The following is a 20,991-nucleotide window of genomic DNA, read 5'->3' as shown; positions in this document are numbered from 1 at the left end:
CTGGCCTCGCGACGGGCCGGTGGACAGCGCACGTTCGGCCTGCGTGTGCCCGGTTGCAGATCGCGCGCCGACTGGGGTCTGGAAAGCCAAGCGCGCCTCGAGCCCCCTCAGCCTGCGCTGCGGTCATGCGGCGCGGCGGGAGCGCACGTCGGCGTAGCGTGGTCGCTGGTCCTGCGGCGGCTGTGGCGATAGGCGCGAACCAAGCGCGCGTTAGGGTGCAGGTGTGAGTGAGACAACGACGTCGGCTGACGCGCAGCCGCAGGAACCCCCGGCTCCGAAGGACGCGTCCACGGTGATGCTGGTGCGCGACGGGGCGAACGGTCCCGAGGTGTTCCTGCAGCGACGAGTCGGGGCGATGGCTTTCGCCGCGGGCATGACGGTGTTCCCGGGCGGGGGCGTCGATCCCGCCGACAGCACCATCGAGATCGACTGGGCGGGTCCGGATCCGGCCTGGTGGGCCGAGCGGTTCGCGAGCACCGAGCCCCGCGCGAAGGCGCTGGTGTGCGCGGCGGTCCGGGAGACCTTCGAGGAATGCGGCGTCTTGCTCGCGGGCCCGACTGCCGACACCGTCGTCGAGGACACCGCCCCGTACCGCGAGGCCCGCGGCAAGCTCGAGCGCCGCGAACTCTCCCTCGCCACCTTCCTCGCCGAGGAGAAGCTGGTGCTGCGCGCGGATCTGCTGCGCCCGTGGGCGAATTGGATCACCCCGGTCATCGAGCCGCGCCGCTACGACACCCACTTCTTCGTCGCCGTCCTGCCGCAGGGCCAGCTGGCCGACGGCGCGACCTCCGAGGCCGCCGAGGTCCAGTGGAGCACCCCGGCCGAGGCGCTGGACCGCTGGCGCGCGGGCACCGACATCCTGCTCCCGCCGACCTGGTCCCAGCTGGACGCCCTCGGCCGGTTCGGTTCCACGGCGGAGATCTTCGCGGCCGAGCCGGTCATCGACGCGATCATGCCGGAGTTCACCGACACCAACGGCACCAAGATGCTGAGCTTCCCCGGCAACGACCGCTACTTCGCGGACCTTCCCGAAGCGGGCAAGCTCAAAGGTTCCGCCCGTCGGTAGCCGAGCGAGGCCCGCGGAGATGCGGGGTGCGGCAGGGGTGGAAGGTAGCGTGCGTGCCATGGCCGAATTCGTGACCTTGGAGCTGCCGGAAGGGGATGGCGCGCGGGGCGTCGCCGTCCTGCGGATCGCTCGTCCGCCGATGAACCTGCTCAACGTTCAGGTGGTGCGGGAGGTGGCCGAGGCCGCGGCGGCGGTGGCGGCGCATCCGCGGGTCGCGGCCCTCGTGGTGTACGGGGACGAGCGGGTGTTCTCCGCGGGTGACGACGTGGCCGAGCTGGCCGCCCTGGACGCCGACCAGGCCGAGGCGATGGCCGCCGACGTGCAGTCCGCGCTGGGGTGCCTGGCCAAGGTTCCGCAGCCGACCGTCGCCGCGATCAGCGGGTATTGCCTCGGCGCCGGGCTGGAGCTCGCCCTCGGCGCCGATCGTCGCGTCATCGGCGACAACGTCAAGCTCGGCCTGCCGCAGATCCACGCGGGACTCATCCCGCTCGCGGGTATCCGGCGGCTCTCGCTGCTGATCGGTCCCGGCCCGGCCAAGGACCTCGTCTACACCGGGCGTTTCGTGGAGCCGGACGAGGCGCGCGCGCTCGGCTTGGTCGACGAAGTCGTCGCGCCCGACGACGTCTTCGCCGCCGCGCTGCGCTGGGCCGAACGCTTCACCGACGGCCCCGGCCGCGCGCTGGCCGCGGCCAAGGCGGTATTCGAGGCCGGTCCGCACGGTTTGGACCGCGCGCGGGGCGAGTGGACCGGTCTGTTCGCCACCGAGGACCGCCGGATCGGCACGGAGTCCTACGTCGCCGACGGGCCGGGTTCCGCGGCCTTCGTCGGTCGCTGAAGGCAGCCGCCCGCACACATACCGATCGGTCCGAAAGGGGTGTGCCAGGGGATTGCCCTGATGGGAACAGGTTCTCCTTCGACCCTCGGTCCAGCACTCCGCAAGAAGCCCGGGCCGATAGCGGGCTTCATCTGGGGATTTATGTAGGCTAGGCGACCATGACGGTACGTCCCGACGACCCCGCGCCGAACCCGCATGCCACCGAGGCCGAGGTCGAAGCAGCGCTCAAGGATACGAAGCTCGCCCAGGTGCTCTACCACGACTGGGAAGCGGAGACCTACGACGACAAATGGTCCATCTCCTATGACGAGCGCTGCATCGAATACGCCCGCGGCCGCTTCGACGCCGCGGTGGGCCCCGCGCCGCTGCCCTACGGGAAGGCGCTCGAGCTCGGCTGCGGCACCGGGTTCTTCCTGCTGAACCTGATGCAGGGCGGCGTCGCCGAGTCCGGCTCGGTCACCGACCTCTCGCCCGGCATGGTGAAGGTGGCGCTGCGCAACGCGGAGAACCTGGGTCTGGACGTGGACGGCCGAGTCGCCGACGCCGAGACCATCCCCTACGACGACGACACCTTCGACCTGGTCGTCGGTCACGCTGTGCTGCACCACATCCCGGATGTGGAGCTGGCGCTGAAGGAGTGCCTGCGGGTGCTCAAGCCCGGCGGTCGCTTCGTCTTCGCCGGTGAGCCGACCACCGTGGGCAACTTCTACGCCCGCTGGCTCGGCCGCATCACCTGGAAGGCCACCACCTCGGTCACCAAGCTGCCCGCGCTGGCGGGCTGGCGGCGTCCGCAGGAGGAGCTCGACGAGTCCTCGCGCGCCGCGGCGCTGGAGGCGGTCGTCGACCTGCACACCTTCGATCCCCGCGACCTCGAGTCGATGGCCCGGTCCGCGGGCGCGGTCGACGTCAAGGCGAGCACCGAGGAATTCGCCGCCGCGCTGTGGGGTTGGCCGGTGCGCACCTTCGAGGCGGCTGTGCCCGCCGAGAAGCTCGGCATGGGCTACCGGATGGCGATGTACCGCGCCTGGCTCGGACTGAGCTGGGTGGACGAGAACATCATGCGCCGCGTGGTGCCGCGCCAGTTCTTCTACAACGCCATGATCACCGGCGTGAAGCCGGGCGCGTCCGCCAAGTAGTGGGCTACCGCTTCGGTCGCGCGGACATCGCCTTCCTCGCCTCCGCGACAGGGCGTGCCGCGCTGGCCGAGGCGGACCGGCTGGAACTGTCTCCCGCGACGCACCTGCGCGATCTGGAGCGGGTGCGTCGCGACCACGGGGAGAACGCCGCCGCTCTCGTGGAGACCGTGCGGCTGCGCCGGAAGGCCGCCGCCAAACTGCACGGCGCGGGGGAGTGGCTCTTCACCGACGACGCGCTCCAGCAGGCGACGCCGACCACGGTCGCCCGGCACCGGGCGGCCCGGCTGGCGGGGCGGGCCGTGCACGACGTCACCTGTTCCATCGGCGCCGAACTCGTCGAGCTGGCCGAGGTGTGCCCCGCCGTCGTCGGCAGCGACCTGGACGAGGTGCGGCTGGCGATCGCCGCGCACAACCTCGGCGCCCGCTGGTGGCCGCTCTCCGGTACCGGAAATGTGTTGCTGGCCAAGGCCGATGCCGTCGTGCCGAGCAGTACCGGCACGGTGGTCATCGCCGATCCGGCACGCCGCTCGGACGGTCGCCGCACCCACGACCCTGCCAAGCTGCAACCTCCGCTGCCCGATCTGCTCGACGCCTACGCGGGTCGCGACATCGCCGTGAAGTGCGCGCCCGGACTGGATTTCGACCGGCTCGACTGGTCCGGCGAGATCGAGGTGGTCTCGCTGGACGGCGCGGTGCGCGAGGCGTGCCTGTGGTCGGTGGGCCTGGCCGAATCCGGCGTCACCCGCCGCGCCACGGTGCTGAGTTCACGCGGCGTGCCGGAGGTCGTCACCGACGCCGAGCCGGACGAACTACCCGACCGCCCGCCAGGCGAGTGGATCATCGACCCCGACGGCGCGATCGTCCGCGCCGGGCTGGTGCGGCACTACGCCGCGAGACACGGTCTGTGGCAGCTGGATCCACACATCGCCTACCTCACGGGCGAGACTGTCCCCGCGGGTGTCCGCGGCTTCCGTATCGAGGACCGGCTCGAACTGCGTGAGAAGACACTGCGCCGAGAGCTGGCCCGCCGCGATTGCGGGGCGCTGGAGATTCTGGTGCGCGGCGTGGGCGTCGACCCGGACGCGCTGCGTAAACGTCTCAAGCTCGAGGGCAGCGTGCCCTATACCTTGGTGATCACCCGAATCGGCCGCGCCGCCACGGTGTTCCTGTGTACGGCGCATGCCGCAACCTGACAAGCGGGATTCCGTCGTCCTACGACTCCAGTTTCTTCACGATCCGCTGCACCGTCAGCCAGGTGCGGGTGGTGATGTCCTTGCCGTAGGTCTTGTCCAGCCAGGCCATGAAGTCCGGGGTCTTCGGCGTGCTGTTGTCGATGACCGTGAGGAACGCGCGCGCCTCGGCGTCGTAGCCGATGATTCGGGTCAGCGCGTCGCCGGTGTCGGGGTGCTCGATGCTCGGGCTCTGGTCCTTGAAGAAAGTCACCGTGAGGTACGAGCCCCGCTCGTGGGTGAGGCCCTCGAACGGGTCGCGATCGAGCAACTCGCGCAGTTCCTCGTAGCTGCGCACGATGGTCCCGCCCGGAATCCCCAGTTCCCGGTTCAAGGCTTCTTGGATCCGGTCCTCCAGCGCCGCCGCGTCGGTGTCGGCGCAGCGGAACACCACGTTGCCGCTGGAGAGGATCGTCGCGACCTTCTCGAAGCCGAGTCCTTCGAACACCGCGCGCAACTTCTCGTTGCGCATGTTCGGGTTGGTCGGCATGATCCCGCGCAGCAGCGCCGCGTACCTGTTCATGCCAACGACCGTACTCGAGCGGACCGACGACTCGCGTCGAACTACACCTGCTGGGTGGCGCCGTTCTTCTTGCGTTCGATGTCCTCCAGCGCGGCGATGTACTTCGCCCGCTCCTCGGCGCCCGCCTCCCAGGTGGCCTTGCGGTTCTTGACCACCTTGGCCGGTGCGCCGACGGCGATGCTGTAGTCCGGGATCTCGCCCTTGACCACCGCGTGCGCGCCGAGCACGCAGCCGCGGCCGACCCGGGTCTCGCGCAGCACGGTCACCTTGGCGGCGATCCAGGTGTCGGGGCCGATGCGGACGGGGCTCTTCACGATGCCCTGGTCCTTGATGGGCAGCGTGATGTCGTCCATCTTGTGGTCGAAGTCGCAGATGTAGCACCAGTCGGCGACCAGGGTCGATTCGCCGATCTCGATGTCGAGGTAGGTGTTGACGACGTTGTCCTTGCCGAACACCACCTTGTCGCCGATGCGCAGCGAGCCCTCGTGGCAGCGGATGGCGTTGCCGTCGCCGATGTGCACCCAGCGACCGATCTCCATCCGGCTCAGCTCGGGGGTCGCGTGGATCTCGACCCGGCGGCCGAGGAACACCATGCCGCGCAGCACGATGTGCGGGTTCGTCAGCTTGAACTTGAACAGCCGGTAGTAGCGGACCAGATACCAGGGCGTGTAGGCGCGGTTGGCGAGCACCCAGCGCAGCGACGCCATGGTCAGAAATCGCGCCTGCTGCGGATCCCGGCGGCGCGAACCCCGCCACCGCGAGCGCAACGGTGCGCCCCACATGCTCGTCACGAACCGTTCTCCCGTCGTGTTCCCCGGGGCCGGCGACCCGAGGGGTGTCTTTGGCTACACAGCGTACTTTCGCGCCGCATCACCGCCTGCTCTACCCTCACGTTCGCCCGCGACACCGTCGCCAGCAGCGGTCGCTCGAGCGCGAGACACCAGGGGGCCGCGAACACGCCGTGCCGCAGGCGCGGCAAATCGAACACCGGCTAGTCTTGCGAGCGGCCACCGACCAGAGGGGAGAACAGCAGGTGCGAACCGGTAGCGTGCGGGCTGTCGCCACACAGCCGCGATCCCGGGTGCGTGCGGTGGCCGCGCTGGCCGCCATGGGCGCGCTCGCGCTGACCGCCTGCGGCACCGACGTCGACGACATCACGGTCGGCCCCGGGAAGGGTTGGCCCGCCGCGCACCACGACGGTCGCAACAGCGGCGTCAGCCCCGTGACCGGCGCGCGCTCGCTGACGCTGAGCTGGTCCAGGCCCGCCGCCGGTCCCATCGAGCAGCCGGTCACCATCGGCGCCGAAGGCCAGCTGTTCCTGACCACCCGCACCCCCAACGGATGCGCCATCCTGTCGTTCCAGATGCCGACCGGCCGCAAGCGTTTCTGTGATGTGCTCGGCCCCAACGCGATCTCGTCGCCCACCGCCGTGGACGGCGTGAGCAACGTCTACGTCGGCGACGACGGCGCGGTGAACTCCTACAACTACCTCGGTCAGCCGCGCTGGCGCACAGCCGTTGCGGGCGTGCCGGTTTCGGTGCAGTTCACCGGTGACAGCAGGCTGCTCACCATCACCCAGTCCGGCCAGGTGGACGTGCTCGACCGGCAGACCGGCCTGCGGACCGTGCCGACCCTTCAGCTGCTCGGCGAGCCCGACTTCATGGAGCACCCCGACCTGACCCGCCCGGCTTCGGGCCAGGGTCTCGACGACTGCGCCACCGGCGGCCCGCAATGCCCGGTCGCGAACATCTCGGCGATCGAGGAGTCCACCGGTCGCTTCTACGTCACCGTGTGGCAGCCCGGTTCGCCGAACGCGGCGCTGGTCGCTCTGCGCTACGTCGACAACAAGATTCAGCAGGAGTGGCGCGCGGAGATACTGACCGACGGCAGCGCCACCGGTCCCGCGCTCTCCGCGGACGGCGGCACGGTCTACGTCGGCGACAACACCGAGCGGCTGATCGCCGTCGACACCGCCGACGGTCGCACCAAGTGGGTGCGGCCGCTGGGATTCACACCGACCGGCGGAATCTCGGTCTCCGCCGACGGTCTGATCATCCCGGCGGGCGACGAGGGTTACCTGCTCGCCCTGCGCGACACCGGTGAGACCGCCGAAACGGTCTGGGAGCGCAAGGATCTCGCGCTGCGTGGCGTGCCGGTGCAGACCGCGGGCGGTACCGGCTACACCGTGGCGGCGATCCGCGAGGGCCTGAGCCTGATCACCTTCGACACCGGCAGCGGCGACACCATCGATGCCGACGTGCTGCCCGGCGCGAAGGGCAGCACCACCGGCACCTCGGTCGGCGCCGAGGGCGAGGTGGTGCTGGCCACGCGAATCGGCGAGGTCTTCGTTTTCAAGCCGGAGTAGGCGCAGCTCCGTATCCGCTCCGGCCGTGCGCGGTCTTCGGCCGGACTGCGTCCGGCAGCGCCGATCAGATCGGGTTGTTCGGATCCCGTTCCGGCAGCGGACGTTCCACGATGACCGGCCTGCCGAGCGGGTTGCGCACCCGGCGTTTGGCTTCCGAGTACACCTGCGCGGTCTCCGCGGCGACCACGTCCCAGGCGAAGTCCGCGGTCAGACGCTCCCGCGCGGCGTAGGCGCGGTCCTGCGTGGCGACGGGATCGTCCAGCGTGGCGCGCACCGCCTCCACCAGACCGTCCACGTCGGCGGGTTCGAAGGAGGCGCCGGTGACGCCGTCGATGACCGCTTCGCCGAGCCCGCCCGCGGTGGAGGTGATCAGCGGGGTGCCCGCGGCGGCCGCCTCCAGCGCGACGATGCCGAACGGCTCGTAGCGGCTCGGCAGCACGATGGCGTCGGCGCCGTGCAGCCAGCCGAGCAGCTCCTGGTGACCGAGCTGACCGGCGAAGGTCACCGCGCGCGCGACGCGGTGCACCCGAGCCCGTTCCCGCAGCCATTCGAACTGGGTGCCGACGCCGGCGACGGTCAGCGTGGTGCCGGGGTGGGCGCGGCGGATGCGGGGCAGGGCGGCGATGGCGTCCTGCACGCCCTTCTCGTATTCCAGCCTGCCGACGTACAGCAGCCGCGGCGGGCCGGAGCGTGGCGCGCGCGGCCGAAAGGTCCACGCGCCCACGTCGATGCCGTTGCGGATGACGGTCATCGGGATGCGCTCGGGACCGTAGAGGCGCTGCACCTCGTCCTGCATCGAGGTCGAGCAGGTGATCAGCGCGTCGGATTCGTTGGCGAGCCACCATTCGACCGAGTGGACCTGCTTGTTGACCTTGCCCGCGACCCAGCCGCTGTGGCGACCCGCCTCGGTGGCGTGAATGGTCGAGACCAGCGGCACGTCGTAGTACTCGGCGAGGGCGATGCCGGGATGGGCGACCAGCCAGTCGTGCGCGTGCACGACGTCGGGCGTCCAGCCGTCGCCGATGCCCGGCTTACCGAGCGCGACGCCCGCGCGCACCATCGCGTGGCCCATGGCCAGCGTCCAGGCCAGCATGTCCTCGCCGAAGTCGAAGCAGGGCGGATCCTCGGCGACGGCGACCACCAGTACGCCGTCCTCGATGAACGAATGCGTCGGGTGGGTGGCGGAATCGGTGCCGGACGGGCGGCGGGACAGGACGACCACTTCGTGGCCCCCCGCGGCGAGTTCGGTGGCGAGGTGATGCACGTGCCGACCCAACCCACCGACCACAACCGGCGGGTATTCCCACGACACCATCAAGATCTTCATGCATGTCCTTCATAGGCAGGGCCGTCCGCGGCCGGGCCTTGCGGGCCCCGGCCCAGGTTCCCGGTGGGATCGGCACTGGGGAGCCGTCGCGCATCCAATCCGGGGAAGAATCCGTCGGCCGCGTACCATCCTGCCGCCAACTGCCGCGCTTTGGCGACTTGACCCGCGCCGACCGCCGCCGCGATCTCCCGCACGGCATGCGCGTGCTGGTGGGCCCGCTCCCGCGCGTAACCCGCCGCGGAGTCCTTGCTGACCATGAACGCCCAGTCGCTGGACACTGTCAGGATCGCCTCGCGCAGCAACTGATCCGCGACCGGATCGCGCAGCGGAGACGTGGATCCCGCGCGCATCTTGTCCAGGGTGTCCAGCGCCAACCGCACGACTTCGTCATTGAGTTCGACCAGATCCCGCACCTGATCACCGGCCCAGACCCGCCAGTCCTTTCCGGATCCCCAGGACGAATCGGTCAGCTGCACGGGCTCACCCACGAAGCCGCGTTCGCGCGCGTCGGCCAGGGTGCCGACGGTGACACCCGCTTCGGGCAGCGCGCGCAGGACCTGGGCCAGCCACTGCGGGCCCTCGTGCCACCAGTGCCCGAACAGCTCGGTGTCGAAGGCGGCGACGACGAGCGCGGGGCGGCCGATGCGTTCGGATTCGGCCACGAGTCGATCGCGCACGGTGCGCACGAAGTCGTCGACGTCGCGGACCACCGCCGCGGCCGCCAGCTCCGGGTCGTACGGGGCCTTGTCGGGCCCGGCGACGGTCTTGCCGGTGACCCGGGCGGGTTTGAGACCCGTCGCGTGGTCGTAGTGATGAAAGTCACGGTACGCCGCCTGGCCGGGATACCCGGACTTCGGCGACCAGACCCGGTAGCTCACCTGCAAATCGCGCCCGAACGCCACCACGTCGGTGTCGCGCACCGGGCGGCCGAGGCTGCTGTCGCCGCGCAGCGCGGGCCCGTCGACCATGAAATGCGTCACACCAGCCTCGGCGTAGCCGATCTCCATGCCCGGCGTGTATCCGCACTCCGGCGCCCAGATGCCGGTCGGGGTGTGGCCCCAGCGCTGGCGGGCGTCGGCGAGGCCTTCGCGCAGCTGGAAAGCGCGCAGCCGCGGGTCCAGCAGCGGCTGGAACGGGTGCGCCAGCGGCCCGCCGAGCAGTTCGATCGTCTGCGCGTCCGCGAGTTCGCGCCAGACCGGCGCCGCGCCGTGCCGCCAGCGCAGCTCGAACTCGGTGAGCGCCGCGGCGGCGAGCCGGTGCTCGTGTCTGCCCAGCGCGATATTGCCCGCCATGGCGGCCTCGTCGGCGCGCAGCTGCCAGTTGCCGAGCCAATGGTGCATGCCCGCCAGGCAATGCGGGTCGTCCAGCTGGGCCGCGAGCACCGGCGTGATGCCGAGGCTGAGCAGATGCGAACGCCCTTCCGCCGCAAGGGTTCTCAGCACCTCGACGACCGGAAGGTAGGACGCGGCCCAGGACTGGTAGAGCCATTCCTCGCCGACCGGCCAGCGGCCGTGGTGGGCAAGCCACGGCAGATGGGAGTGCAGGACCAGGGTGAACTGGCCGGGTACCGCGTTGTCGGTCAACGCTTCACCGCGATGGCCACGAGGTCGAGACTGGCGTCGATGTCCTCGGTGATCAGGTCGAAGTCGTCGATGGAGACCGCGGCGACGTCGGCGGTCAGCTCGGCGGGCCACGGCTCGCCCGCGAGCGCCCGCTCGATCTGCGCGTCGATGAACGAGCCACCGTGCTTGGCGTCCAACGCTTTCAGCGTCGCGCCGTGGTGCACGCCGGTCATCAGCGCGACCTCGAAACCGGCCTCGACGAGCAGTTCGGTCAGTTCGTCCGCGTTGAGTTCGCGGGTGTGGAACGGGTTGAGCGGGGTGTCGCGGCCGGGGGAGAAGGTGATCCGGTTGGGCGTGCTGATCAGCAGCTCGCCGCCGGAGCGCAGCACTCGATGGCATTCCCGCAGGAACTGGCTCTGGTCCCAAAGGTGTTCGATGACTTGGAAATTCACCACGACATCGACCGAGGCGTCGTCGAGCGGCAGGGCGGCGAGGTTGCCCTGGATCATCTCCACGCGCGGGTAGCGCGCGCGTACGTGCGCGACCGCGCTCGCGTCGTAGTCGAGGCCGATCACCTTGGCGGCCACTCCGGCGATCATGTCGGCGCCGTAACCTTCGCCGGAACCGGCCTCCAGCACGGTCTTTCCGGCGCACCGGTCGAGCAGCCGGGCGTAGACGATCTCGTGCCTGCGGAACCAGTAGTTCTCCTCGGCGATGCCGGGGACGGTGCGCTCGCCGGTCAGCGGCAATGGTTCGTCGGCACCGGCGTTTTCCGCAGTTATGACCCTCGGGTCGCCCACTGCGGCAGGGATCACAGCCTCGCTCATCACACCGACGTTACTGGTAAGGGTCGCGCACGATATCGCCCGGACCGGTGTATTGAGAGAGAAGCCACTAAGTTACCCACGAGTAACTTAACGTAGGGTAGTGTCACGCCCTGAGCTACCTCAACAGGACGTACGGCCCAGCTCGTGCGACCACCAGATAACGCCCCCAGAACAGGAGGTCGACGAAGACCGATGCCGAACATCGTCGTACTCATCAAGCAGGTCCCTGACACCTGGTCCGAGCGCAAGCTGTCCGATGGTGACTACACCCTGGACCGTGAGGCCGCGGACGCCGTCCTCGACGAGATCAACGAGCGCGCCGTCGAAGAGGCGCTGCTGATCAAGGAAGCCCAGGGCGGTGAGGTCACCGTGCTGGCCGCCGGTCCGGACCGCGCCACCGAGGCCATCCGCAAGGCGCTTTCCATGGGCGCCGACAAGGCCATCCACATCAACGACCCGGCGATCCACGGCTCCGACGCCGTGCAGACCGCGTGGGTGCTGGCCAGCGCGCTCGGCCAGGTCGAGGGTGTCGAGCTGGTCATCGCCGGTAACGAGGCGACCGACGGCCGCGCCGGTGCGGTGCCCGCGATCATCGCGGAGTACCTGGGTCTGCCGCAGCTGACCCACCTGCGCAAGCTGACCGTCGACGGCGACAAGATCACCGGCGAGCGCGAGACCGACGAAGGCGTCTTCAAGCTGGAGGCCACCCTCCCGGCCATCGTCTCGGTCACCGAGAAGATCAACGAGCCGCGCTTCCCGTCCTTCAAGGGCATCATGGCGGCCAAGAAGAAGGAAGTTCAGGTCTTCACGCTGGCCGATCTGGGCGTCGACCCGTCGACCGTGGGTGTCGCCAACGCGGGCACCACCGTCACCGCGTCCACCCCGAAGCCCCCGCGCACCGCGGGCGAGAAGATCGCGGACGAGGGCGACGGCGGCACCAAGATCGCCCAGTACCTCATCGGTCAGAAGATCATCTGATCCGCCCGGCTGACGAGACTTCCTAGGAGAGAACACAAATGGCTGAAGTACTTGTGCTCGTCGAGCACGCCGACGGTGCGATCAAGAAGGTCAGCACCGAACTGCTCACCGCCGCCCGCACCCTGGGCACCCCGGCCGCCGTCGTGCTCGGCGCCGCGGGCACCGGCGAGAAGCTGGCCGACGCGCTGGCCGCCGCGGGCGCCGAGAAGATCTACATCGCCGAGTCCGACGATGTGGACAACTTCCTGGTGACCCCGAAGGTCGACGTGCTGGCCGGTCTGGTGGAGTCGGTGTCCCCGGCCGCCGTGATCGTGTCCGCCTCCGCCGAAGGCAAGGAGGTGTCGGGTCGCCTCGCCGCCCGCATCGGCTCCGGCCTGCTGGTGGACGTCATCGGCGTCAACGAGGACGGCTCCGTCGTGCACTCCATCTTCGGTGGCGCCTTCACCGTCGACGCCAAGGCCACCGGCGACGTGCCGGTCATCTCGGTCCGCCCGGGTGCGGTCGAGGCCGCGGCGCAGGCCGGTGCCGGCGAGAAGGTGACCGTCGAGGTCCCCGCGCAGGAAGAGGGCGTCGTCAAGGTGACCTCGCGCGAGCCGGTCGTCGCCGGTGACCGTCCGGAGCTCACCGAGGCGAACATCGTCGTCTCCGGTGGTCGCGGTGTCGGCTCGGCCGACAACTTCGCGGTCGTCGAGGCGCTGGCCGACTCGCTCGGCGCGGCCGTCGGCGCCTCGCGCGCCGCCGTCGACTCGGGCTACTACCCGGGCCAGTTCCAGGTCGGTCAGACCGGTAAGACGGTCTCCCCGCAGCTGTACATCGCCCTCGGCATCTCCGGCGCCATCCAGCACCGCGCCGGTATGCAGACCTCGAAGACCATCGTCGCGGTCAACAAGGACGAAGAGGCCCCGATCTTCGAGATCGCGGACTACGGCATCGTCGGCGACCTGTTCAACGTCGCCCCGCAGCTCACCGAAGCGGTCAAGACCCACAAGGGCTGAGACCCCTCGGCGCGTAGCCAACTTGAACGACCCCGGCTGGAAACAGCCGGGGTCGTTCCTGTTTCAGCTTCGATGCCGGTACCTGGGCTCCGCGATGAGCCGCGGCACACCAGTCCAAGAGGCCGATCGTCGTGGCCGGGGACTTGTCGTTCGAACGTGGGGCCTGGCGATTGACCGGCGAAATCACTGTGGACCGGCGGCTTTCGCCTCGTTTGTGAGACCGAGGGTGGTCTGCGGTGCCTCAGCTGCGGTGGAGGGTGGCCAGCAGGGTGGTGAGGATGGGGGAGCGGCGGGCGTCGTCGCGGAGGACGGCGGAGACGGGGATGCGCAGGCGGTGTTCGGCGAGTTGCAGGACGACGAGTCCTTCGGTGGGGCTCTGGGCGTAGAGGACGGTCCACGCCTCGGGGCGGTTGATCAGCTCCATGGTGGCGGTGTGGTCGGGAGGAATCGGCGGGCCGAACGTGGGGCCGACGGGCAGATCGGCGAAGGCGCTGCGAATGATGTTGTGCAGCAGCACCTGTTCCTGTTCGGGCGGCAGCAGCAGCGGGTAGGAGCTGAGGTCGTTGAGGGTGACGGTGTCGCGGGTGGCCAGCGGGTGACCGCTCGAAGTGGCGATCACGAGGTCTTCGACCCAGAGTTGTTCCACCATCAGGCCCGGCTGGTCGACGCGCCCGCGGATCAGCGCGAGATCGCAGTCGCCGTCCGCGACGGCCGTGATGCGTTGGCGGAAGGGCTTGATCACGAATTCGATTTCCGCGTCCGGGTGCGCGGCGCGCGCGGCCGCGATGGCCGACAGCGAGCGGCTCGCGAAGGACATGTTGGCCGCCAGCCGGATTCGCGGCCCGGAGGCCCGAACCGCCGCGCGGATGGCGGATTCCAGGCTCAGCATCTGTTTGGCCAGGGGAAGTAGCCGGGTGGTCGCGTCGGTGGGGACGACGGCCCTGGTAGAGCGCTCGAACAGCGGCACACCGAGGTCGCGTTCGAGCCGCGCGATCTGGTGGCTGATCGCCGACTGCGAGATGAAACATCGGGCCGCGGCCCTGCTGAAGCTCAGTTCTTCGCAGACCGCGACGAAGTACGCCAGCTGCCGAAGCTCCACGACAAGCTCCTATTCATGAGCAATCCAGATAAGAGTCATCTTCATTATGCGCCGTAACGGCTGAAATATCTGCGTTCCCGATGACGGTTGGTAATGAGAGAAGGAGGCTGTCATGGAACACGCAGATGTGGTCGTCGTCGGATCGGGATTCGGGGGGCTGGCCGCCGCCAAACAACTCGCCAAGTCGGGTATCGACTTCGTACTCATTTCGAGCACGCCGGAACACCTGTTCCAGCCGTTGCTCTATCAGGTCGCGACGGGTGTGCTGGCGTCGCACGAGATCGCGCCGCCCATCAAGTCGGTGCTGCGCAGGCACAAGGAAGCCGATGTGCGCCTCGGCAAGGTGGTCGGCATCGATCCGGATCAGGCGATCGTCACCTACGAGAACGACGGTGTGCGCCAAGAGATTCGGTACGGCTCGCTGATCGCGGCCACCGGCGCCTCGCAGTCCTATTTCGGCCGTGACGATTTCGCCGAGAAGACCTTCGCCCTCAAGACCATCGACGACGCGAAACTGCTTCGCGCCCAGATCGAACGGGTCTTCGCCGAGGCCGCGACCGCGGACCCCGAGACCAAGAGCAGGCTGCTCAGCTTCGTGGTGGTCGGCGCGGGCGCGACCGGCGTGGAAGTCGCCGGTCAGCTGAAGGAGCTCGCGAAAAGGTACTACCACCAGGAGGTTTCGGTCACCCTGGTGGAGGGCGCCGGAGAGGTGTTGCCGCCCTTCGGCGGTGGGCTCTCGGAGTACGCGAAGAAGTCGTTGACCGGAAGCGGCGTCGAGGTGCTCGTCGACACGTTCGTCACCGACATCGAGCCGGGCAAGGTGACCGTCAAGGACAAGGCGGGTGTGGAGCGCAAGATCGGCGCCGAGACCGTGGTCTGGTCGGCTGGTGTGCAGGCGGGCGGGTTCGCCAAGATCCTGGCCGAGGCCACCGGCGTCGAGACCGACCGCGCCGGACGGCTGCTGATCAACCCCGATCTCACCGTCGCGGGCTACGCCGACATCTACGCCATCGGCGATATGACCTCGCTCAACGGCTACCCCGGTCAGTCGCCGGTGGCCATGCAGGAGGGCAGGCACGCCGCCGACATCATCCGCCGCAAGAAGCAGCCCGGCACCCCGTTCAAGTACTGGGACAAGGGCAGCATGGCGGTGATCAGCCGGTTCAGCGCGGTGGTGAAGCTCAACGAGAAGATCACCTTTCGCGGCGTGATCGCCTGGGTCATGTGGCTCGCGGTGCACCTGCTGTACCTGGTGGGCTTCCGCAACCGCTTCGCGGCGGTGGCTTCGTGGCTGGTCGCCTTCATCGGCAGCGGCCGCCCCGGTTTCGACGAGGTGGAATCGACCCCGGCGCAAGCCCGCGCACCGGAACGCGTCGCCGCCTGAGCGCACCCGAACGAATCGCACCGATGCCCGCGCATCGGTGCGATTGCCGTTTTCGGGCACTGAACGGTTGCTCGAGCAGGGAAAAGGCGACTCCACGACGCGTCGATGCTAACGCCGCGCGTCGGGTCGGTGAACCTTGGGTGTGACCGGCGTCTCGTTAACCTAGCCTGCATCGACACGCAACTTCGAGGTTGCCCCGGCGCAGTGTCGGACTGGCTTCATCACGGATATGACTATTTCGTCCGTGCTGACAGCCCCGGCTCCGACGGACTCGGGGGTGGAACGGTCGCGTTATTCCCTGGTCGTCTCGTCCGACGCCGAGCACAGGGAGGCGGCGCAGCGGCTGCGCTACGGCGTCTTCGCCAACGAGCCGGGCTTCCACATCCCCGACAACGGCACCGGGCTGGACGCCGATCGCTTCGACGAGCACTGCGACCACCTGCTGGTGCGCGACGACATCACCGAGCAGTTCGTCGGCTGCTACCGGATGCTGCCGCCGGACAAGGTCGCCGCGGCGGGCGGGTACTACACCGCCACCGAATTCGACCTCGCCCAGCTGGATCCCGAGGGTCAGCGGATCGTCGAGATGGGCCGGGCCTGCGTGGTGCCCGACCACCGCAACGGGTCGGTGCTCACCCTCATGTGGGCGGGCATCCTGCACTACATCCAGCTCACCGGATACGAGTGGGTGATGGGTTGCGTGTCGGTGCCGATGCAGGACTCCCCGGCGGACCCGGTGGGCGTCAACGTGCGCGGCGTGCGGGACATGCTGCTCGGGCGGCACGCCTCCGATCCGGAGCGGCGGGTGCACCCGCACCGCCCGGTGGTCGTCGACGGTAAGACGCTCGACGAGCTGACCCCGCCCTCGCGCCCCAAGCTGCCTCCGCTGCTGCGCGGCTACCTGCGCCTCGGCGCGGAGATCTGCGGCGAGCCCGCGCACGATCCCGACTTCGCGGTCGCCGACTTCGTCGCGCTGCTCGGCCTGGACACCATCAACACGCGATACCTGGACCGACTACAGGGCGCTGCCGCGGCCCTCGACGGGGGGCGGTGAGGACCGTGGTCTTCGAGGCGCCGCCCGCACAGGCCGTGCACGCGTGGATGCCGTCGAGCCCCTGCGGGCCCGGCTGCATCGAGCCGATCGGTGAGATCGGCACGGCGCGGGTGGTCGCCCGCGCGCTCGGCGTCGCCGGGCTGCTGCTGACCTATCCGATGTGCCACCTCGCGACGCCCGCGGGACGGCGCGAAGACCTCCAGCGCGGATACGCGCGGATGCTGCTGCGCTGTCTCGGCATGCGACTGCGGGTGGTGGACAAGCGGATTCCCACCGATCCGGTGCCCGCCGAGCGCGCGATCGCCTCCCGGGTCGGCGCCGAACGCGCCGCGTCCGCGGCCGCCAGCGCCGATGTCCGCTACGCCGATCGCGGCACCGGCGTGCTCGTGGTGACCGGGCACATCGGCTGGACCGACGTCGTCGCGCTGGCCGCCGTGCAGCCGCTCGGGTTCGTCGCGCGAGCCGATCTGATCGACTGGCCGCTGCTCGGCGAGCTGGCGAAGCTGATGCGCGTCATCCCGATCGAACGCGAGCGGCTGCGCCAGCTGCCCGACATCGTCGCCCAGCTCGGGGCGCGTCTCGCCGCGGGCGAGCGCGTCGCGGTCTTCCCGGAAGGCACCACGTGGTGCGGCCGCGCCTACGGCACCATGCGGCCCGCACTGTTCCAGGCCGCGATCGACACCGGCACCTTCGTGCAGCCCGTCCGCCTGCGCTACTTGGACGGGCACGACGACCGCTGCACCGTCCCCGGCTTCGTCGGCGAGGACTCCTTCGGTGACTCGGCCCTGCGCGTGTTGCGCTCCCGCGGCATGATCGCCGAGATCGTCCTCGAGCCGCCGGAGTACCCGGGCCTGGACCGCAAGGATCTCGCCCGCCGCTGCGAGCTGGCCGTGCGCGGCGACGAACTCTCCCGGCACGGACTGAACGACACCCGGTGGATCGAGGCCACCGCGACTCGGGTGGAGGACCCGGCGCCCGTCGAACCGACGGCGCCCGCCGCGGTCACGCACAGCGGCGTGGATCGACGCGGACTGCGCAGCCGCGCGGTCGCGGTCTTCCGCGGTCGGGGACGTGCGCCGGAGCACGCGCCGCGCACCGAAACGGCATCCGACAGCGCACGCGCCTGACACAGGTGGCGCACTGCGTGCTAGCTGGGAGCCGGACGCAGGTGCACGACCTTCGTCTGGGTCATCTCGTCGAGCAGTTCCGGTCCGTAACCGAAGCCGGTTCCGCTGGCCCGCCGCGGATGCGCCGCGCCGCCCGGCGCTCCGCCGAACACCGCGTTGATCTTCACCGTGCCGACCGGCAGCTCCCGCCAGGCGCGCTGAGCGTTGGCGATCGAGGGAGTGAGCACGGTCGCCGCGAGGCCGTAGTCGTCGTTCGCGGCCTCGGCGAGACCCTGGTCGAACGTGTCCACCACCCGTACCGGCGCGACCGGACCGAACGTCTCCTCGCGCATGATTCGCATGGTCGGCTCGCAGCGGGTCAGCACGGTGGCCGGATACCACGCACCGGCGCCGTCCGGCACCGTTCCGCCGGTCAGCAGATCGGCTCCGTCGCGGACCGCGTCGCGCACGTGGGCGTGGACCCCACCGCGATGGCGTCGGTCGACCAACGGCGCCGCCCGCCAGGACTCGGCCTCGGCGACCAGCGCCGCGAGAAACGCCTCCGCGACATCCCGGTGCACGAAGATCCGCTCGACGGACACGCAGATCTGACCGGCGTTGGCGAACGCGCCGAGCGCCGCCTGCCCGGCGGCCCACACCGGATCCACACCGGTGTCGACGACGAGCGCGTCGTTGCCGCCGTTCTCCAGCAGGGCCTTGGCGCCCGTGGCCGCAACGCTTTTCGCGATCGACCGTCCGGTGCTCGTGCTGCCGACGTGCGCGACGACATCCACGTCGGTGCGTGCGGCGAGCAGCGCGCCCACCCGCCCATCGCCCTGCACCGTTTGCACAACGCCTTCGGGGAACGCGCTGGTGAACAGCTCCCCGAGTAGCCCGCCGGTGTGCGGCGCGCGCTCACTCGGCTTGTGCACGACCGTGTTTCCGGTGACCAGCGCCGCGCCGAGCAGACCGCAGGACACCGCGACGGGGTCGTTCCACGGCGTCAGCGCGACCACGACGCCGCGCGGTTCCCACACCATGAGGTCGGTCGCGTCGAAGTCGCCCTGCAAGCTCTTGCCCCGGTGCACCGGGCCCAGTTCGGCGTACTGCTCCAACGTCGCGGCCCCGGCCGTCACCCCTTCCTTGCCCTCCGGCCGAGGGCGCCCGGTTTCGCGGCGGTTGAACTCGGCGAGATCGTCGGCGCGCTCGCGGAGCGAGGCGGCGCAGGCGCGGAGCGCGGCAGCCCGTTCGGCCGCCGAGGTGCGCGCCCACGTGGACTGGGCACGGCTGGCCAGCTCCATCCGCTGATCGATCTCCGCGAGGCTCGTCATGGACACCTTGCCGACGGTGGCGCCGGTGGCGGGATCGAGGATCTCGATCGTTTCGTCCGCCCGGTCTTCGGTGGGAAACGTGACAGCTCTCGGTCCGGTCATACCGCGGGCGTTGCCTGCCGCCCGCTGTTCAAACCAGTGGCGCCGGTGCTGCCGTACCGTGCGGGGCCGGGTTTGATTCGATGCCGACAGGCAACAGCTAACGACGTGGCCGCGACTGTCGAACGGCGCACCGTGCTGCTGTGGCATGTGCACGGCTCGTGGACGACATCGTTCGTCCAAGGGCCGCACCGTTATCTGGTCCCCGTGGTGCAAGGCGGTGGGCCGTGGGGGCGTGGGCTCTGCGGTCGGGACTGGCCGTCCGCAACGGAGGTGCTCGCGGGAGAGTTGCGCGAGACCCAGCCGGACGTGGTCGTTCTGCAACGCCCGGAGGAGATCGAGCTCACCGAGCGCTGGCTGGGCAGGCGCCCCGGCGCGGACATTCCGGCGGTCTACGTCGAGCACAACACGCCGCGCCCCAGCGCGGCCACTACCAGGCATCCGCTGGCGGATCGCGCCGACATCGCGCTCGTGCACGTGACGCATTTCAACGAGCTGATGTGGGACAACGGAATCGCGCCGACCCGGGTCGTGCCGCACGGCATCGTGGACCCTGGCGCGCTCTACACCGGGGAGCTGCCGCACGGCGTGGCGCTGATCAACGAACCGATGCGGCGCGGCCGGATCACGGGCAGCGATCTGTTACCCGACCTCGCGATGGCGGGACCCATCGATCTGTACGGCATCGGCGCGGACGACTTCACGACGCACAGACCCACCCGACATCCAATTCGCGGCATCGGCGATTTCGCACAGCACGCATTGCACCGGGAAATGGCGCGGCGACGGATATACCTGCACACCGCGCGGTGGACCTCGCTCGGCTTGTCGCTCCTGGAAGCCATGCACCTGGCGATGCCGGTGATCGCCCTGGCCACCACCGAGGCCGGGTGCGCGGTGCCGCCGGAAGCGGGCGCGCTCTCGTGTGATGTCGCGTCGCTCACCGCGAAATTCCACGAATTCCTGCACGAACCCGATCTCGCGGTGCTAGCGGGCAAGGCCGGACGGCAGTTCGCGCTGGAGCATTACGGCCTCGACGCCTTTCTGCGTCGGTGGGATTCCCTACTTTCGGAGGTCACCGGATGAAGGCGAAACGCGTATTGGTCACCGGCGGTTGCGGATTCGTCGGGTCGCACCTGTGCGAGCGGTTGCTCGACGCGGGCGCCGCGGTGGTCGCACTGGACAACTTCGCCACCTCCACACCGGACAATGTCGCCCGGCTGCTGGACCGACCCGGCTTCGACCTCGTCCAGCACGATGTCACCGAGTCGTTTCCCGCGGTGGGCTCCTTCGATGTCGTCTTCCACCTCGCGTCGGCCGCCTCGCCCCCGGACTATCTGCGGCTGCCGATCGAGACACTACGAGCCGGTTCGGCCGGGACCGGCAACGCCCTCGGGCTGGCCGAGCGGAATCGGGCTCGTTTCGTGCTCGCCTCGACCAGCGAGGTCTACGGCGACCCGGCGGTCCACCCGCAGCGCGAGGACTACTGGGGTCACGTCAATCCGGTCGGTCCGCGCAGCGTCTACGACGAGGCAAAACGTTATGCCGAGGCGTTGACCATGGCATTTCGCCGGGAGCGGCGCGTCAACACCGGCATCGCCCGTATTTTCAACACTTACGGTCCCTGGATGCGCACCGACGACGGCCGCATGGTGCCTACGTTCATCGCCGAGGCGCTGGCGGACGCACCGCTCACCATCGCGGGAACCGGCGAGCAGACCCGCTCGCTGTGCTACGTCGAGGACACGGTGCGTGGCTTGATCGCGTTGGCGGCCAGCGATCACCCGGGACCGGTGAACATCGGGAATCCGGACGAGGTCTCGGTGCGCAGCCTGGCCGAGGAGATCCGCTCGTTGAGCGGAAGCCGGTCCATCGTGCGGTACGTCGACGGCGCGATCGATGATCCGCGGCGGCGCTGCCCGGACATCTCACTCGCGCGGCGTGAACTGGGCTGGTGGCCGTCGGTGACCAGGGACGATGGGCTGCGCCGCACGATCGACTGGTTCGCGGGGCGCCCGACCGTGCCCGCCGAGGAGCCGGTGCGCTGATCGGCGCGTCGGTTTAGTGGCGACCGC

At 69.7% G+C, this 20,991-nt stretch carries 19 protein-coding genes; 12 read left to right on the top strand and 7 right to left on the bottom strand.

Annotation, left to right across the window (positions count from 1 at the left end):
* Positions 1–295: 295 nt before the first annotated feature.
* From T333_RS09180 to T333_RS09165, 4 genes are all read left to right on the top strand, one after another.
* Positions 296–1,066 (top strand): NUDIX hydrolase, encoded by a 771-nt coding sequence (locus T333_RS09180; RefSeq protein WP_354999828.1) that lies wholly within the window; start codon positions 296–298, stop codon positions 1,064–1,066.
* A 58-nt stretch (positions 1,067–1,124) separates the two neighbouring features.
* Positions 1,125–1,901, top strand: coding sequence for an enoyl-CoA hydratase-related protein (locus tag T333_RS09175; protein ID WP_357253336.1), 777 nt, complete (start codon positions 1,125–1,127; stop codon positions 1,899–1,901).
* Positions 1,902–2,059: 158 nt separating this feature from the next.
* A complete protein-coding gene (locus tag T333_RS09170; protein ID WP_496424218.1) occupies positions 2,060–3,037 on the top strand; it encodes a class I SAM-dependent methyltransferase in 978 nt (325 codons plus the stop codon).
* Positions 3,037–4,230 (top strand): THUMP-like domain-containing protein, encoded by a 1,194-nt coding sequence (locus tag T333_RS09165; protein WP_496424217.1) that lies wholly within the window; start codon positions 3,037–3,039, stop codon positions 4,228–4,230. Before T333_RS09170 ends, T333_RS09165 begins: the two co-directional genes overlap by 1 nt.
* Positions 4,231–4,249: 19 nt before the next feature.
* Here T333_RS09165 and T333_RS09160 read toward each other — a convergent pair whose 3' ends face one another.
* Positions 4,250–4,789 (bottom strand): DUF1697 domain-containing protein, encoded by a 540-nt coding sequence (locus T333_RS09160; protein WP_496424216.1) that lies wholly within the window; start codon positions 4,787–4,789, stop codon positions 4,250–4,252.
* A gap of 41 nt (positions 4,790–4,830) precedes the next feature.
* Positions 4,831–5,580 (bottom strand): acyltransferase, encoded by a 750-nt coding sequence (locus T333_RS09155; protein ID WP_354999168.1) that lies wholly within the window; start codon positions 5,578–5,580, stop codon positions 4,831–4,833.
* Between the two features lie 242 nt (positions 5,581–5,822).
* Between T333_RS09155 and T333_RS09150 the strand changes: the two genes are divergently transcribed.
* Positions 5,823–7,154: an outer membrane protein assembly factor BamB family protein gene (locus T333_RS09150; protein ID WP_496424215.1), complete on the top strand. Its 1,332-nt coding sequence runs from the start codon at positions 5,823–5,825 to the stop codon at positions 7,152–7,154.
* Positions 7,155–7,218: 64 nt separating this feature from the next.
* Here T333_RS09150 and T333_RS09145 read toward each other — a convergent pair whose 3' ends face one another.
* From T333_RS09145 to T333_RS09135, 3 genes are read right to left on the bottom strand one after another with little or no spacing between them, the layout of a single operon-like run.
* Positions 7,219–8,481: a glycosyltransferase family 4 protein gene (locus tag T333_RS09145; RefSeq protein WP_354999170.1), complete on the bottom strand. Its 1,263-nt coding sequence runs from the start codon at positions 8,479–8,481 to the stop codon at positions 7,219–7,221.
* Positions 8,478–10,064 carry a 1,4-alpha-glucan branching protein domain-containing protein gene (locus tag T333_RS09140; RefSeq protein WP_496424214.1) on the bottom strand — a complete coding sequence of 529 codons (1,587 nt, stop codon included), beginning with the start codon at positions 10,062–10,064 and terminating at the stop codon, positions 8,478–8,480. The genes T333_RS09145 and T333_RS09140 overlap by 4 nt, the downstream gene beginning before the upstream one ends.
* Positions 10,061–10,870 carry a class I SAM-dependent methyltransferase gene (locus T333_RS09135; RefSeq protein ID WP_496424213.1) on the bottom strand — a complete coding sequence of 270 codons (810 nt, stop codon included), beginning with the start codon at positions 10,868–10,870 and terminating at the stop codon, positions 10,061–10,063. The genes T333_RS09140 and T333_RS09135 overlap by 4 nt, the downstream gene beginning before the upstream one ends.
* 192 nt (positions 10,871–11,062) lie before the next feature.
* Here T333_RS09135 and T333_RS09130 point away from each other — a divergent pair, with 192 nt between their 5' ends.
* Positions 11,063–11,848, top strand: a complete 786-nt coding sequence (locus tag T333_RS09130) for an electron transfer flavoprotein subunit beta/FixA family protein (protein ID WP_067781613.1) — start codon at positions 11,063–11,065, stop codon at positions 11,846–11,848.
* A 38-nt stretch (positions 11,849–11,886) separates the two neighbouring features.
* The gene (locus tag T333_RS09125; protein ID WP_354999173.1) at positions 11,887–12,843 is read left to right on the top strand and encodes an electron transfer flavoprotein subunit alpha/FixB family protein; all 957 of its coding nucleotides are present in this window, start codon (positions 11,887–11,889) and stop codon (positions 12,841–12,843) included.
* A gap of 241 nt (positions 12,844–13,084) precedes the next feature.
* On the opposite strand, the gene T333_RS09120 is transcribed toward T333_RS09125, so the two are convergent.
* Positions 13,085–13,942 carry a LysR family transcriptional regulator gene (locus T333_RS09120; RefSeq protein WP_357253349.1) on the bottom strand — a complete coding sequence of 286 codons (858 nt, stop codon included), beginning with the start codon at positions 13,940–13,942 and terminating at the stop codon, positions 13,085–13,087.
* Positions 13,943–14,054: 112 nt separating this feature from the next.
* Between T333_RS09120 and T333_RS09115 the strand changes: the two genes are divergently transcribed.
* From T333_RS09115 to T333_RS09105, 3 genes are all read left to right on the top strand, one after another.
* Positions 14,055–15,326, top strand: coding sequence for an NAD(P)/FAD-dependent oxidoreductase (locus tag T333_RS09115; protein ID WP_496424212.1), 1,272 nt, complete (start codon positions 14,055–14,057; stop codon positions 15,324–15,326).
* Positions 15,327–15,555: 229 nt separating this feature from the next.
* Positions 15,556–16,380 (top strand): GNAT family N-acetyltransferase, encoded by an 825-nt coding sequence (locus tag T333_RS09110; protein ID WP_354999176.1) that lies wholly within the window; start codon positions 15,556–15,558, stop codon positions 16,378–16,380.
* The gene (locus T333_RS09105; RefSeq protein ID WP_496424211.1) at positions 16,377–17,507 is read left to right on the top strand and encodes a lysophospholipid acyltransferase family protein; all 1,131 of its coding nucleotides are present in this window, start codon (positions 16,377–16,379) and stop codon (positions 17,505–17,507) included. Before T333_RS09110 ends, T333_RS09105 begins: the two co-directional genes overlap by 4 nt.
* 20 nt (positions 17,508–17,527) lie before the next feature.
* Here T333_RS09105 and T333_RS09100 read toward each other — a convergent pair whose 3' ends face one another.
* Positions 17,528–18,919, bottom strand: coding sequence for an aldehyde dehydrogenase family protein (locus T333_RS09100; RefSeq protein ID WP_496424210.1), 1,392 nt, complete (start codon positions 18,917–18,919; stop codon positions 17,528–17,530).
* A gap of 138 nt (positions 18,920–19,057) precedes the next feature.
* Between T333_RS09100 and T333_RS09095 the strand changes: the two genes are divergently transcribed.
* The gene (locus T333_RS09095) at positions 19,058–20,002 is read left to right on the top strand and encodes a glycosyltransferase (RefSeq protein ID WP_496424753.1); all 945 of its coding nucleotides are present in this window, start codon (positions 19,058–19,060) and stop codon (positions 20,000–20,002) included.
* On the top strand, positions 19,999–20,964 hold the full coding sequence (locus tag T333_RS09090) for an NAD-dependent epimerase/dehydratase family protein (RefSeq protein WP_357253357.1): 966 nt from the start codon (positions 19,999–20,001) through the stop codon (positions 20,962–20,964). Before T333_RS09095 ends, T333_RS09090 begins: the two co-directional genes overlap by 4 nt.
* The last annotated feature ends 27 nt before the right edge of the window (positions 20,965–20,991 follow it).

The sequence above is a fragment of the Nocardia sp. CNS-044 genome (genome assembly GCF_059570515.1).
The sequence above is the reverse complement of the archived record's forward strand: the minus strand, read 5'-3'. Positions and strand labels throughout refer to the sequence as shown.